A 15,659-nucleotide genomic window follows, 5' to 3' on the forward strand; every position below is an offset into this window, starting at 1 on the left:
TCACTTATTGGCGTTCAGTTTAGTTGTTGGCGGGTTGAAACTTTCACGTATAAATTGATGAACATCGGATAACTTGTAATACAGTTTTCCACTTATGGTGTAATAGGGCAGTTTACCGATTGAGCGATACCGTTGCAGGGAACGGTTGCTGATTTTTAGCATTTGGAGCAAATCCTGGTTATCCAGCAATTCTTCGCCGTCTATACTGCTGCGTTTCTTGTGCAGGTCGTTTATATTATCGCCCAGCATATCGAGGCGACCCATCAGGCGTTCCATCCACGCCAAAAATTCCATTCTATCAATATTCATAGGAATATGCTTTTAAGGGTTCTTATTATTTTTTGTTCGAATTCAGCTTTCTGCCTTTTTCGATGTAGTTTTTGCCTTTTGCCATAAGCTCCTGTACAAACTCATCACTGCTCTGTACTGCATTGGCATTAAGCATATCCTTTATTGATCTAATGGTATAGAAATACTGACCGTAGATTTTTGAATAGGCTATCTCACCTTTGGTACGCATACGCCACAGCGTTTTCTCGCTGATGTGCAGGTATTGACAGACCTCGTGGTTATTAATCCACAGGTCATCGTAGCTTCTATCTTCCTGTTTTTTAAGATATTCGGCAATGTCATTGATACGGCTGTTTAGCCGTTGCCACGCTTCTTCTTCAATCGTTATTATTTTCATTGCATAGCTTTTCAAAGTTCACTATGCAAAGTTGGCAAGGGTGGCAGAGTTTGTCTGCCAATCCTTGCCAATTGGTTTGGCGGTTTTTTGAAGATTTTTGCGATTCGAGGAAACCCTTGTTTAATAAGGTTTTTGGAGTATTTAACTTGTTTTGTAATGGAGTTTTGAGAGTATTTGCCAATTGGCATATATGGGCAAAGAAAAAGCAGTACGTTTTGGGTACTGCTTTTAGATTGTTGTAAAAACTGCTAAATGTCTTTATCCATATATTCTTCGAGGGATATTTTGAGCTGGTCTAAAAAGGCCGTTCGCGAACCTGCCCTTGTTTTCATCCGGTGGAAAGAGTGATGTATATCATTTAACGGTGTTCGAAATAACACCTGAAATATCAAAGCCAATTTTCGGATACCTATTTTCCCGTAGGCAATAGAATTTGAAGCATAAAGGGCGTAGATCAGTTCGATAAGTGCATTTTGAGAATTGGTCCACGAAATGTCTTTGTTTGCATCTACATTTTGCAAAATTGTATCTGGGTTTTCTTCTGGGTTGATTTTGGTGAGCATATAAGTATAGAGTAATTCGTTCGCTATAATATAGGCGATCTTGTTATCATAATAGGTTGAAAAACTAAGGTCAATTTCAAATACGCCACTCTTTAATCCATCGTGGTAATTGATTTGTCCGAGCCTGAAATAAATCTGGTCACGATCTGTCCTTCCTGCACGGTAGTACCTGTAAAAATCCTCATTGCAAATACTTTCCTTATATTCCGATTTTAGATTTTTTAACAGGTTTTCGTAAAAGTTTTGATGTATTTTGCCTGTGCTCACAGGGCAAGTAGTTTCGATGCGGAATACTTTATTATAATAAATGAGCTTCCCTAAAATTTGCGGTTTAATATTCCTGAAAAATTCAATCTCCTGCTGTTCATCTTTAAAACCTGTTTTTAAAACTTCCGATTTTACAGTACACAGCATTTCTCTAAGGAATAGGGTCATTTGGTAAGCCTCTTCCGCCGTTGGCATCATTTGGGAAGAGAGTTTGTCTTCCCGATGCTGAATTTGCGCTAGTATTTTGCTCAATACGATTTCCATAGCATAAATCTTTTAGAAGTTCTCACTATATTTTCAGAGCATCATCTACTGTTTTGGTATGCCAAAATTTGGAAAAAATATCGAAACCAATCCCACAGGTTCACCACAGTGGGGAGATTTTTATTGATATTTACGTTGAAAGGTAAAGACGAAAAGGGCAAAATACATCAGTATTTTGCCCTTTATTTATTACATTTGCATTAATGATTTACAAGGTAATCAGATGAAAGCAAGTGCAGTAAGCACCATTACCAAATCGTTACCGACATAGTTTTACATCTTTGTAAGCTACTCTTTATAAGCTACTTTGGGCTTTACTAATCTTTTTTAAATAAAAAAAGCGGAGTATTTACTACTCCGCTTTTTTTAATTTATGATTTTAATTTAATTCAAAATCCGATTTAAGTTTAATATCTGCTGATGAAGATCCAATCATGACTTCAAAATCTCCCGGTTCCGCAATCCATTCTAATTTGTCGTTGTAAAAAGAAAGTTTCTCTTTGTCGATTGTAAATTCGATTGTTTTTGATTCTCCCGCATTTAATTTTACTTTTTGAAAATCTCGCAGTTCTAAAACTGGTCGCACTACAGACCCGAATTTATCTTTTAAATACAATTGAACCACTTCTTCACCTGCCACTTTTCCAACATTTGACAATTGAAAAGAAACTTTGATTGTTTCATTACTTTTTATTTTAGTGGAAGATAATTTCAAATCAGTATAGTTGAATTTAGTATAACTCAATCCATATCCAAAAGGAAATTTAGGCGAATTTTTCAAATCAATATAAGAAGAAACATAACCTTTTGAATTTTCATCCGCAGGTGGTCTGCCGGTGCTGAAGTGATTGTAATAAATTGGGATTTGCCCTACTTCTCTTGGAAAAGTCATTGGCAACTTTCCGGAAGGATTGTAATCCCCAAATAAAACATCGGCAATAGCATTCCCTGCTTCTGTTCCCAGCCACCAAGTGTATACAATTGCCGGAACATTGTCTGCTGTCCAGTTAAAAATAAGCGGTCTTCCTGCATTTACCAAAACGATAACCGGTTTTCCTGTTGCCTGAATTGCTTTTACCAAATCTTCCTGAACACCCGGCAAGTGCAGATCACTTCGGCTTTTGGCTTCGCCGCTCATATCACGTCTTTCACCAATACTCAGGATAACTACATCCGCCTGCTTTGCGGTTGCAACTGCTTCTGCAAAACCCTCTTTATTGTCCCCATCAACCTCACAGCCTTTGGCGTAAAGCAATTTTGTATTTTTACCTACTTTATTCTGCAAACCATCCCATTGGGAAACTACCCATTTTTCGTAATCTACATCCGGTAATTCAACGGACCAAAAACCCATATTGGCTTTGTATTCCTTGACCATTGGGCCAATGAAAGCAATTGTTTTAAGGTTTTTAGACAGTGGTAATGTTTCATTATCATTCTTTAACAAAACAATACTTTTTTCTGCTACTTCTCTGGCTGCTTTTCTGTTTTCGGGATTATTCAGCGCTTTCTCAGCTCTTTTTTCATCTGAATATCGGTATGGATCTTCAAATAATCCCAATTCGAATTTTTTACGCAAAATACGTTTTACCGCATCATCAATCAGATCAACAGAAACTTTTCCTTCTTTTACCAGTTCAGCTAAATTGTAACGGTATGCATTACTTTCCATATCCATATCACTTCCTGCTGTAATTGCAGATAGAGCTGCGGCTTTCAGGTCTTTCGAATAACCGTGCGCCACCATTTCTCCGATAGATCCCCAATCTGAGACTACAAACCCCTGAAAGTTCCATTTTCCTTTTAAGATATCACGTTGCAAATGAGCATTTCCTGTAGCCGGAATTCCGTTTACATCATTAAATGAATTCATAAATGTTGCCGCTCCTGCGTCTAAAGCAGCTTTGAAAGGAGGCAAATACGTCTCGAACAACATTCTTTCACTCATGTCAACAGAGTTGTAATCCCTTCCGCCAGTAGCGGCGCCATACGCTGCAAAGTGTTTTACACAAGCCATAACCGAATTTAAATCTCCCAATTTATTTCCCTGAAAACCTTTTACTCTCGCGTAAGCAATTTTAGAACCTAAATAAGTATCTTCCCCTGCTCCTTCCATAACTCTTCCCCAACGCGGATCACGCCCGATGTCTACCATTGGTGCAAAGGTCCAGTGAATTCCACTTGCTGCAGCTTCTGTAGCTGCAACTCTGGCAGCCAGCTCTATTGCCCCTAAATCCCAGCTTGCCGCTTCGGCCAACGGAATTGGAAAAGTGGTTTTGTATCCATGAATAACATCCTGACCAAATAACAATGGAATTTTAAGACGCGACTGCATCGCCAGTTCCTGATATTGTCGTGTGTATTTTGTTCCGATGATATTTAACATCGAACCAACCAAACCTGCTTTTATCTCGGCTTGCTTATTGGGATTGATGGTAATTGGCCCCGTTGCAGAGTTATCTCCTGTATACTGATTAAGCTGGCCAATTTTTTCTTCAATGGTCATTTTTTTCAACAGGCCATTTACTTTCTGGTCTATTGTTTCTTGTTGGGCTGTCGCAAAGAGCGAAACCATCAGCAAGAGGAATGTGGCATTTTTTTTCATGAATTTAATTTTAGTTACCAAACGTAAGTGGCGACTGCACCAGCGTTTAAAGTAGTGGAAATTTGTTTTTGGTTATATTTGATATTAAATGTTTCTGCTGCCGTTCCATCATTTTCTACTACCAGAACTATTTGTCCGTATGGCGTTTTGAAAGCGACATTGTATAGATTACCCCTATTATTACTTCCAATTCTAACCGATCCTTCCGGAACAAATTTGGATGCATGGGCAATAATATAATAGCCGACTTCCCTTTTTATGTTTTGGTTTTGATCGATCATTAAAGCGCCTTTACAAGTAGAACAGCCACCTGGTGTAAAGGGTTTGTAATATTCGTCATTTGCCAGTCCCCAGGAAAGTGCATTGACGCTCCAGTTACGCATAGAACCGATTACTACATTTTTTACGCTCCACTTCAAATCCGATTCGAAACTACTTCCGGATCCGGTGTATTGTTCTGTAAAATATACGTCTTTGTCGGGAAAAGCATCATGAACTTTTGAAAGCGCACTGATATCGCCTTCGTATAAATGGAATGCGGAACCGGCAACAAAAGGCAGTGCTTTTGGATCATTTAATATCGCCAAAGGATATTCCGGTTTGTTGCAATTGTGATCGTAAACTACGATTTTGGTTTTGATTTTTGCTTTCGCAAAAGTGGGACCTAAATTCGATTTAATAAATTCTGCCTGCTGCAAAGCCGTCATATACATACTTGGATTATTCCCGGGATGCAATGGTTCGTTTTGAGGTGTTATGGCATCAATCACAATGCCGTGCGATTTCATTGCCTGAATGTATTTTAGAAAATATTCCACATAAGCCTGATAATATTGTGGCTGTAAACTTCCTCCTTTTGAGCTTCCGTTGTCTTTCATCCAGACGGGTGGAGACCACGGAGAACCCATAATTTTTATCTTTGGATTTATGGCTAAAATTTCTTTCAAAAGCGGCACCACATCTTGTAGATCCGGGCCAAGATTAAAGTGTTCCAGTTTTAAATCGGTTTGGCCTTCCGGCCTGTCATCATACGAAAAAACTCTTTCATTCAAATCAGAAGCTCCAATACTAATGCGCAGATAACTCAATCCGATAGCGTCTTTTTTGTTGGAAAATAATTCCTGAAGCAGGGCTTCTTTTTTGGCTTTATCCAGTTTTAAAATAGCCTGCGCACTTCCTCCCGTCAGTGAAAACCCAAAACCTTCAATGGTCTGAAATTTTTGAGCCGGATTGACTTCGATCGTTTGGTTTGAATTGATTTCGGTATTAAAAACCAAATCATTTTGCTTTTGCAGTTTAGAGGATTCATCTGTAGTTGTAATCCACGCTTCCGCTTTACCGGAACTGGCCACTGATTGTTTTGAAATTCCACATTTTACCTGAACTGCAATAAACAGCAGCAAAAGTAAAATCTGTAGTTTTTTGTTGATGTTTTTCATTTTAATCTATTTCTATTAACACAGGTAAATGATCCGACGGATATTTTAAATCTTTAGAATCACTTAAAACTGCGTGTTTTTGAATTTTAAGTCCGCTATTTTTAGAAACAAAAATGTAATCTATTAATAATGTTACCGGTTTCTCGTATTGGAATCCATTGAACGTTCCTGAAGGTCCGAACGGCTTTTCTTTTGAGACAGCCCTGGTGTCATCCATTGCTTTTTTTATTTCTACAATCTGCGGTGTATCAGGTTCCGAATTAAAATCTCCCATTAAAAAAACGGGATATTTTTTTAAATTAATTTCTTTTATTTTAGACAGAATTAGCTGCACACCCTTCACTCTTGCTTCATTCCCCATATGATCGAGGTGTACATTAAAAACCCAAAATATCTTTTTGCTTTTTATATCTTTAAAAAGACCGTACGTACAAACCCTGTTACAAGCTGCATCCCAGCCTTTTGATACTACAGTTGGTGTTTCTGACAACCAGAATGTATTAGATTCCTGTAACTGAAAGCGGTTTTTTTTATAATAAATGGTACAAGCTTCACCTTTTCCTTCACTTTCTCTTCCAATACCAAATTTGTTATACTCCGGTAAAGCCGTAGCGATGTCAGCCACCTGATTGGGCAGTGCTTCCTGTACTCCAAAAATATCGGGACTGTAAAATTGTATTTGAGACGTAAAAAAATCTTTTCGGTTGGACCATGCATTTTCTCCGTCTGAAGCTACATCCAAACGGATATTATAGGTCATAATTTTTAAGTTCTGACCATAAAATGAATTACTTACCAAAAGCAATACCAGCACTATAATAACAATGTTTCTCTTTTTCATTTTAAAAAAATTTTAGTCCTGTAAAGCTACCATTTCATTGGCCTTAATAAAAAAACAATGTTTGAAATTTATGTTAATTATATCTTCTTACCCTTCAATTAAATATTTTCTAATACCTTTTATTCTATTTTTGAAACCTTAAAACAGCTTACCCTCTAAAATGATGGCAGGCTGTTTTTTATTCCTCTTAATAACCCGGATTCTGGATTAAATTAGGATTTGCATCTTTTTTAGTTTGTGGAATTGGCCACAGCAATCTGTCCTGATTCAGGTTTCCCGCGTATGGTAAAATAGCCCCTTTGTCGTCTTTTTGTTTCGAAAGAATCTCAATTGCCTTAGCCGTTCTTTTTAAATCAAACCAGCGATGTCCTTCGAAAGCAAGTTCCATTTTTCTTTCTTTAAGAATTAAATCTAATGCATCTCCCTGACTGGCGGCACTAACTTTTGGTAAACCAACTCTTGCTCTTACCTGATTGACTAATGTCATTGCTCCTGCATTATCTCCGGTTTGTGCCAATGCTTCAGCTTTTAAGAGAATAATATCCGCTAATCTTAGAATGTAAAAATTTTGTTTGCCGTCTGTAATTCGCATTTTGTAGGCAAACGGATAGCCTGCAGATGTCCAGTAGTTATCGGTCCAGCTTACCTCTTTTACGATTACAGATGATTTTTTTCTAACGACATCTCCTTCATTTGTAAAGGTCTGGATTAAATCATTCGACGGTGTCATGAATTTCTTCCAGTCTGTTCCATAAAACATGGAGGTTCCCCATGCTCCAACTGGAGATCCCCAACCTTCTCCATTCGCTTCCCAGATAGATTCTGAATTTCCTTCGTGTGCCGTATCAAAAAGATTTTCGTAATTCGGCAAAAGCGTATAAGCTCCTGTGATTACAGCATCGCTATATTGTTTTACTTTTGCCCAGTCGGGATTGTCTTTAGTCGCGTAAACTTTTGCTAAAAGCGCATTTGCAGCACCTTTATTTGCTCTGAATTTATTCGTTGACGCAGGCGCTTTTTGTATGGCTGTTTCGCAATCTGCAATAATGGCTGCATACACTTCTTGTTTGGGCTTGCGTGTAGGATATAATTGCGGATAGACCTCCTCAAAATTATCCTGATTTACATTTACAACTGCTTTTGTCGCAATAGGCACATCTCCCCATAACTGAACCGCATGAAATAAATTTAAAGCTCTTACCAAAGATGCTTCTCCTATCATTTCTTCCTTTCTGGCTGCCGGTAAATCTTTTGGCTCATCGATATAATTCAAAATAAAATTACACTTATTGATATTATCATAAATATATCCCCAATCTCTGCTGACATTTGTATTTGTTGATAAAATACGATATTCGTCCTGCTGAAAATTTTGCGTATTATCCGATCCTGCGTATGCATTATCGGTTTGGGCATCTCCGTTGAAAAAATAATCCAGCTGCCAGTACTCTCCTCCAAAACTTGCATAAACAGAGGTCATTCTGCTTTCTGCCTCCGCTGCGGTTGCAATTACTTTTCCTGTACTTTCAACCGTTGTTTCTGTAGTAGGCTCTGTATTTAAATAATCAGAGCATGAACTTAAACTTAGCACTGTGAAAGCACTAATGATAAGAATTATATTTTTTATTGTATTTTTCATCTTAATTTCTTTTTATAATTAACAATCGGCTAGAAGCTTGCTTTTATACCAAAAACAAAGGTTTTTACCTGAGGGTATGTTCCTAAATCGATACCGGGAGTAACTCCTTTATTATCATTAAAGGCACCTACTTCCGGATCAAAACCCTTGTATTTTGTAAAAGTGTACAGGTTTTGTGCCGTTGTATATATACTAAGACTATTAAGTCCTAAAATTTGTTTTGTGAATTTATATCCTATTGTCACGGCTTTTATACGCACATAAGAACCGTCTTCTACAAATCTGTCGGAAACATGCAATGCATTAGGATCATTTGCTCTGGGCGTATTGGTCACTTGTCCCGGAGTCGTCCATCTGTTTAATACTTCTGTAGATTGGTTTTTAAAATCACTCATCAGGGTTAAGTCCATTCGGGATGCGTTGTAAACGTCGTTACCCTGTGAACCTGTAACCAGTACATCTAAATACGCTCCTTTATAAGAAAAGCTGTTAGTCAATCCGAAAACATAATCTGGCATTGCATTGCCTATTTCCGTTCTGTCGTCAGGGGTTACCTGGCCATCTCCGTTAGTATCTTTGTACAATAATGCCCCTGTTGCCGCATCTACTTTATCTACTTTGTAACCGTAAAAAGTTCCCAGCGACCTTCCTTCTTCCAGGCGGACTACTTTTTCTCCGACCGAAGTCAGCGTCTGTAAATCAAGTGTTTTCTGAAGTCCTAATTTGTTTATTACATTGGTATTAAAAGAAATATTAAAATTGGTATTCCATTTAAAATCTCCTTTAAAATTTTGTGTATCGATAGAGAATTCTACCCCTTTATTTTCGATTTCTCCTACATTATAAAAGTACGGCTGACTGAATCCCGGAAAATAAATTACCTGAAGTAAATTTTTAGTATTCTTTTTGTAAACGTCGGTCGTAAATTTGATTCTGTTATTTAAAATGGCTAAATCGAGTCCAATATTAATGTCGGTATTGGTTTCCCATCTTAAATCGCTGTTTCCAATCTGATCTAATGAAGTGCCTCCGTTAATAGGGTCTGTATAATTTAAATCATATGATGAGTAGGCCGGAATTCCGGATACATTACCGGTCTGTCCCCAACCTCCACGGATTTTTAATTGATTTACAACCTTATTTTCTTTTAGGAAATTTTCGTTAGAGATAATCCACGCTGCAGAAACACCGGGAAAATAGCCCCATTTGTTATCTTTACTCAATTGCGAAACACCACTAGCCCTAAAAACTCCGGATAGAATATATTTATTATCAAAGGTGTAAATCGCACGTCCGAAAAAAGATGCGTTTGTTATTTCTTTTTCTCTGACCTGGTTTTCGGTTATTATTTTTGCTTCGTTAGTTTCGAAACTTCGTACAGCAGTATCAAATCCTCTTCCTGAAATTCTGGCCCAGTCTTCTTTATTTTTTTGCACAGAATTTCCAAAAAGTAAGTTTAAATCGTTTTTATCTTTTGAAATTTTATATCCCAGCGTATTTTCAAAATTGATATTTACATTTTGGCTATTGGTTACATTTCCATATCCTTTATCTACCGTACTATCGTTATCGTTTACACGACCGGCTGAAGAGCGATAGGCATCTACAAAATATTTATCTTCCTGTATTTTTATGTCGGTTGATAAATTGGTTTTCCAAACCAGATCTTTTAAAAGGGTCGCTTCGAATCCGAGATTGCTTAAAACTCTGTTTACATTCGAAATATTTTGTCTCGCCAATAACGAAACCGGATTTTCCCACGCGGATTGATAGGGATTTTTAGCAAATTGCCCCTCTTTGTAACCATCAGTATAATTCCCTGAAGCATCTTTATCCCTTACTTTTAACTCAGAACCATAAGTCGGCATAAAAGCCGGAGTTACAAACAGACTCATTACAGCCCCACCCTGACCTACACTATTATTATCGCCAATATTACTTAAATCGGAATTGATCACATTAAGACTGGCGTTAAGTTTCAGCCATCCGGTAAGATTAGCGTCTACATTTAATTTTCCTGAAAGTCTTTTGTATTCCGATGGACTGATGACTCCATTTGTATTCTGGTACCCCAAAGCTCCGTATATTCTCAGATTATCTGTTCCTCCAGCATACGAAAAATTATAATTCTGATCTACTCCGGTATCCAACACCTGATCTGCCCAATTGGTATTGATCCCTTCATAACGGGGATTATTTGCATTGGAAAGATAGGAAGGATTGATTTCTGATAACATTGTTTTGTATTGTCCTAAATTTAATACGTCAATATTTTTTACGACGTTAGAAATACCAACAAAGGAGTTAAACTCAAATATATTTTTGTTTGCTTTTCCTCTTTTTGTGGTAATAATTATTACTCCTGATGCTCCATTGACACCATAAATGGCGGTTGCGGAAGCGTCTTTAAGTATTTGCATATCTACGATATCATCTGTGTTTATACCTTCAATATTGGTCGTTTGTATTCCGTCAATAACATACAGGGGGTTATTTCCTGAATTAATCGAATTCAAACCTCTAATCCTGACATCTAAACCTGATCCGGGTTTACCGGAAGGCTGAGTTACTGTAATTCCTGCTGCATTTCCCTGCAAGGCCTGCGCCACAGAATATATGGGTCTGTCTGCAAAGGCATCTGCCCTTACGGTAGAAACGGCGGTGGTAAGTTTGCTTTTCTTTTGAGAACCGTAACCTACATTTATGACCACTTCTTTTAGTGATTGTAATTCAGGTTCTAATTGAAAATCTATTTTTATCCGGTCATTTACCATTTCATTAACCGTAACATATCCAACATAACTCACAATTATAACCCCGTTTGATGGTGTTTTTAATTGAAAATTTCCATCCATATCTGATATTGTCGATCTGGTTGTCCCTTTTAATGAAACAATAGCATTTGAAACAGGCATTCCTCTTTCGTCCTTTATCCTACCACTCACGGTAACATCCTGAGCCATCGCAATAAGCGAAAACAACAAGGACGTAATGGAAAAAATAAGTGATTTTGTGAATTTCATCTTTTAAGATTTAAATTAATAATTTAATGTAATAATACTACAATATTACTAATTTACAAGTTATAATTAAAGATAAAATCTTACAAATAAAATAAAACGCAATGTTAAATACCACAAATACAATTTTTATTACTTCACAAACAATTACAAAACAACATCTTAACTAAAAAAAATTCTTTGCGACATGATTACAGTTTCTTTTCTGAAATTATATTTTATTCTTAGAAAACTCCAGATAATTCAAATTAAAGCCGCCTTTATCAAATACTACCTTAACTTTTTGTGTTCCTGCACTCAATTCTACTCCGGGCAAAATAAGGGTTTTCCAATTGTCATTTCCTCCGGTTGACGGAAGTGAAATGATATTGGTTTTCTTTCCGTTTTCTATTTCTAAATGAAGTTTTCCTTCTGCCTTGTCCCCTGAATAGCGAATTGCTATATTGTATCTGTTTTGTCTGGCAACTTCAACCGTGTATTGCAGCCATTCTCCATCTTCAATAAAGGATACCTGATAGCCGTTGGAATCCATGTCTTTACAGGGTAAAATATCAACTCCGTCATTTCGCATCGAATTTCCTTTATTCCATTCGTCAAATTTTCCTGTTTCCACTCTGTAATTCACGAAATCTTTATCTGAATAAGCATATTCATTAGTTCCTAAATCGTAGTGTGTTGCCGCAATTCTTCCGGGAACTGCATTTTTCTTATACGGTTTTGTATCCTTCGTCTGTACCTGTCTGAACATGGCATCGATTACATCGGGTTTAACGGTCACGTTTTCCATTTTGTAATTGTCTGCTATTTTCATTAGCGTCTTTTTAGCAAAATCTACGGATGGTTTTTCTACGCCGTCTTTCCAGTATTTCAATAAAACATCGTACTCCGGAATTTTGGTAACCGAAGTTACTCCTGCAATATTTTCGATCTTTTTCATGGGCCAGAACGCCCAGCCGATATTATTGCTTTCGACCAGGGAAAGAGCGTCTTTAAACCACACATTCGAATTTTCCCCGCTTTCTCCAAGCCAGATCGGAACGTTATATTGTGTTCGGTAATCCAGCATTTTCTGAATCGATGCGGTGGTGTTGTAATTCCAGTATTTATGAAAACTCAGTGCCATGTTTTCATCCCATAAAGGAAAAATTCCGTTGTAATTATTACCCCAGCAGTTTCCTTCAATAAAAATCAAGTGATTGGTATCGACTTCCCGAATTGCTTTTGTAACGGCTACCATTAAATCTCTTAAGTGTCCGTTTGAATTTTCATCACAGCCATTTTTATTCGTTCCGGTAAAATTCCAGTTGGGTTCATTAATAATATCATAAGCGCCAATCCACGGATTATCCCTGTAACGGGAAGCCAGTTTTTTCCAAAGGGCAATCATCTTTTTCTGATTGGCTTCACTTTCCCAAAGAGATGGTTTTGTAGTATCAAAATCTGAAATGGCAGCGTCATTTCCCTGTCCGCCCGGAGCTGCATGTAAATCTAAAATAAGGTACATTTTGTTCTCTGCACACCATTTCAGCAAATTATCGGTCATTGTAAAACCTTCTTCGATCCAAGTTATTTCATCATTTTTTTCTGCTTCAATGGCAGGTGTGTAGAGGTTGTAGTGCATGGGCAGACGAATCGAATTGAATCCCCAGGCCGCCAGCGAATCGACATCTCTTTTGGTGATTCCGTTTGCTTTGTAGGCTGCATAAAATTCTTTTGTGCCCTGCTCTCCAATGACGTCCTGAATTTTTTGCTTAATCACATATTGAGGACTGGCAAAGGGCTGCGTTTGCAGCATATATCCTTCCTGTACCATCCAGCCTCCTGTACCTAAACCTCTTAGAATTATATTCTTTCCGGTTCCGTCTACAATTTTCTGTCCTTCCCTATGCAAAAAACCCTGCCCGAAAGTCGCAATTGAGCATAAGAGTTGTACTATTAGAATTGTTTTTTTCATTATTGCTTCCTTATGATAACGCCTTTGTTTTTTTGATTTTCGTATAAAAACATCTTTCCTTTCAGAAAGATGTTTTATGTATTTTACGCTATTTTAATCTTTTTTATTTCAGCAAAAAATCCTTTTTAAGGTTGTCTATCTGAACGGTAAAAGTGCCTTTTTCCGAAATCCACTTTAGATCTTCATTCACAAATTGCAGGTCTTTTTGATTTAAGGTAAACTTCACTGTTTTGGTTTCGTTTGGCTCTAAACTGATTTTATCAAATCTTTTTAATGCCTTCACTTCCGGTGTTATGGAAGCGAAATTATCCGACAGATACAATAAAACAGCTTCTTTACCGGCTCTTTTCCCTGCGTTTGTGACATCAACCGTAATATTTATTTGATCTGTATTGTTAATTTCGGTTTTGTCGATTTTTAAATTGGAATAATTGAAAGTCGTATACGATAATCCGCTTCCAAATTCAAATTGCGGGGAATAGCTTTTTTCGTATTTCGCATCATTATTCTGCTCTTCGTCAGCTAAACTTTCTGTGTATTTTCTGTTGTATTTTTCTAATGAATTTGGATATCTTGGGTAATTGTAAGGCAATTTTCCGCTTGGATTTACGTCTCCGTATAAAATATCAACTATTGCTCTTGCACCTTCATTACCGGGCAAATAACATTGTACTACAGCACTCATTTTATCTTCGAAATCACTAATCAGTCTTGGTCTTCCTTCATTCAAAACTAAAATAATCGGCTTGTTTACTTTGGCTAAGGCCAGTGCTAATTTTACCTGGGATTTACTCATAAAAATATTGCTGATATCCCCGGGAGTTTCAGTATAATTTTTTTCTCCAAGGCAAAGCACAATTTTCGAAGCACTTTTGGCAAGTTCTACGGCTTTTTGAATTTCGGCATCATCCTCTTTTTCAATATCGGCTCCGGGGGTATACAATACATTTTCTTTGCCCAGTTTTGTCTGGAAAGCTTCTAAAATCGTTAATTTTTCAGCCGCATAGGTGTCTGCATTTTCACCTTGCCAGGTGTAAGACCAACCTCCGTTGAGGTTTTTCATACTGTTGGCAGTTGCTCCTGTTACAAGGATTTTTTCGCTTTTGTTTAAAGGTAAAACGGCATCCTTATTTTTTAATAAAGTAATCGATTCGGCAGCTGTTTTATAGGCTTCCTGAATATGTTCGGCAGAACCAAACTTTGGATAGTCTTTTAAATTTGCTACCGTATTCTGAAATAAATTCAGTTCGAATTTCATTCTCAGAATTCTGGTTACGGCATCATCAATACGGGACATTGGAACTTCTCCTTTTTTAACTAAATCTACCAGATCTGTATAAAAAGTAAATTCTTCCGGTACCATACTCATATCGATTCCGTCCATAACCGCGATACGAACGGCATCTCTTTTGGTTTCGGCAACTTTATGTCTGGTGTTCAGATAAATAATGTCTTTCCAGTCTGTTACCACAACTCCTTCAAAACCTAATTCGTTTTTAAGAATATCTGTAATTAAATGTTTACTTGCGTGTACCGGAGTTCCGTTAATTTCACCTGAACTTACCATTACACTTTTAGCACCTGCTTTTATGGCAGCCTGATAAATGGTCAAATCATATTGTCTTAAAGTGCGTTCCGGGATAATACTTGGCGTTCTGTCTTTTCCGGTGGTTGTGCTTCCGTAACCGATGTAGTGTTTCATACAGGAAGCCACACTATATTTTGAACCTACGTTACCTCCCTCAAAACCATCTACTAATGCAACAGCCATTCTGGAAGACAAATAGGCGTCTTCACCAAATGATTCCCACATTCTGGACCAGGCCGGGTTTCTTGGAAAATCTAAATCCGGAGAAAAAACCCATGGAATGGAGGAGGCTCTGGTTTCGTAAGCCGAAATTTCGGCACCGCGTTTCACTAACGCTGTATTAAAAGTTGCTGCTAAACCAATTTGTTGCGGAAATAATGTCGCTCCAGCCGTATAACTTGCGCCGTGTATCGCATCAATACCGTACAAAATCGGAATTTTAAGTCTTGATTTATTCGCTTCATTGGTAATAGCCGTCATTGTTTCCTGCCATCTTTGTAAAGTTGGCGCTCCCGGATTGGGTACATTTAAAATAGAACCTATATGATAGTCCTGAATTCCCTGCTTTAATTTAGCGGCATCAAAATAGCCCGGTTTTTTAGGATCTTCAAAAATAGTCACCGTAATCTGCGTCATTTGCCCCACTTTTTCTTCAAGTGTCATTTTAGATAATAACTCAGAAACTTTAGCGTCTATTTCTGATCTTGTCTTTTTGACTTCCTGGCTCCATGTTGCTCCGCAAAACAGGAAGGCAATCACTAGAAACTTTGTATTTTTCATTTTATCTTTTT

Annotated in this window: 10 protein-coding genes; all 10 read right to left on the reverse strand. The window is 37.5% G+C overall.

The annotated features are described in order from the left end of the window. Positions 1-309 (reverse strand): helix-turn-helix domain-containing protein, encoded by a 309-nt coding sequence (locus tag EV142_RS00855; protein WP_132031800.1) that lies wholly within the window; start codon positions 307-309, stop codon positions 1-3. Positions 310-334: 25 nt separating this feature from the next. After that, entirely contained in the window at positions 335-688 is a 354-nt protein-coding gene (locus EV142_RS00860) for a helix-turn-helix domain-containing protein (protein ID WP_132031802.1), read from the reverse strand. Positions 689-936: 248 nt separating this feature from the next. Further along, positions 937-1,782, reverse strand: a complete 846-nt coding sequence (locus EV142_RS00865) for an RteC domain-containing protein (protein WP_132031804.1) — start codon at positions 1,780-1,782, stop codon at positions 937-939. 379 nt (positions 1,783-2,161) lie between these two features. Continuing rightward, positions 2,162-4,387 carry a beta-glucosidase BglX gene (gene bglX, locus EV142_RS00870; protein ID WP_132031806.1) on the reverse strand — a complete coding sequence of 742 codons (2,226 nt, stop codon included), beginning with the start codon at positions 4,385-4,387 and terminating at the stop codon, positions 2,162-2,164. 14 nt (positions 4,388-4,401) lie between these two features. Next, positions 4,402-5,826: a glycoside hydrolase family 30 protein gene (locus EV142_RS00875; protein ID WP_132031808.1), complete on the reverse strand. Its 1,425-nt coding sequence runs from the start codon at positions 5,824-5,826 to the stop codon at positions 4,402-4,404. A gap of 1 nt (position 5,827) precedes the next feature. Next, positions 5,828-6,667, reverse strand: coding sequence for an endonuclease/exonuclease/phosphatase family protein (locus tag EV142_RS00880; protein ID WP_132031810.1), 840 nt, complete (start codon positions 6,665-6,667; stop codon positions 5,828-5,830). A gap of 187 nt (positions 6,668-6,854) precedes the next feature. Continuing rightward, the gene (locus tag EV142_RS00885; RefSeq protein WP_132031812.1) at positions 6,855-8,306 is read right to left on the reverse strand and encodes a RagB/SusD family nutrient uptake outer membrane protein; all 1,452 of its coding nucleotides are present in this window, start codon (positions 8,304-8,306) and stop codon (positions 6,855-6,857) included. Between the two features lie 29 nt (positions 8,307-8,335). After that, positions 8,336-11,329, reverse strand: a complete 2,994-nt coding sequence (locus EV142_RS00890) for a SusC/RagA family TonB-linked outer membrane protein (RefSeq protein WP_132031814.1) — start codon at positions 11,327-11,329, stop codon at positions 8,336-8,338. A gap of 208 nt (positions 11,330-11,537) precedes the next feature. Continuing rightward, on the reverse strand, positions 11,538-13,280 hold the full coding sequence (locus EV142_RS00895; protein WP_132031816.1) for a cellulase family glycosylhydrolase: 1,743 nt from the start codon (positions 13,278-13,280) through the stop codon (positions 11,538-11,540). 103 nt (positions 13,281-13,383) lie between these two features. Beyond that, complete coding sequence (locus tag EV142_RS00900; protein WP_132031818.1) at positions 13,384-15,648, reverse strand: glycoside hydrolase family 3 N-terminal domain-containing protein; 2,265 nt, start codon at positions 15,646-15,648, stop codon at positions 13,384-13,386. Positions 15,649-15,659 lie beyond the last annotated feature (11 nt).

Source organism: Flavobacterium circumlabens (assembly GCF_004345565.1).
Taxonomy (GTDB): domain Bacteria; phylum Bacteroidota; class Bacteroidia; order Flavobacteriales; family Flavobacteriaceae; genus Flavobacterium; species Flavobacterium circumlabens.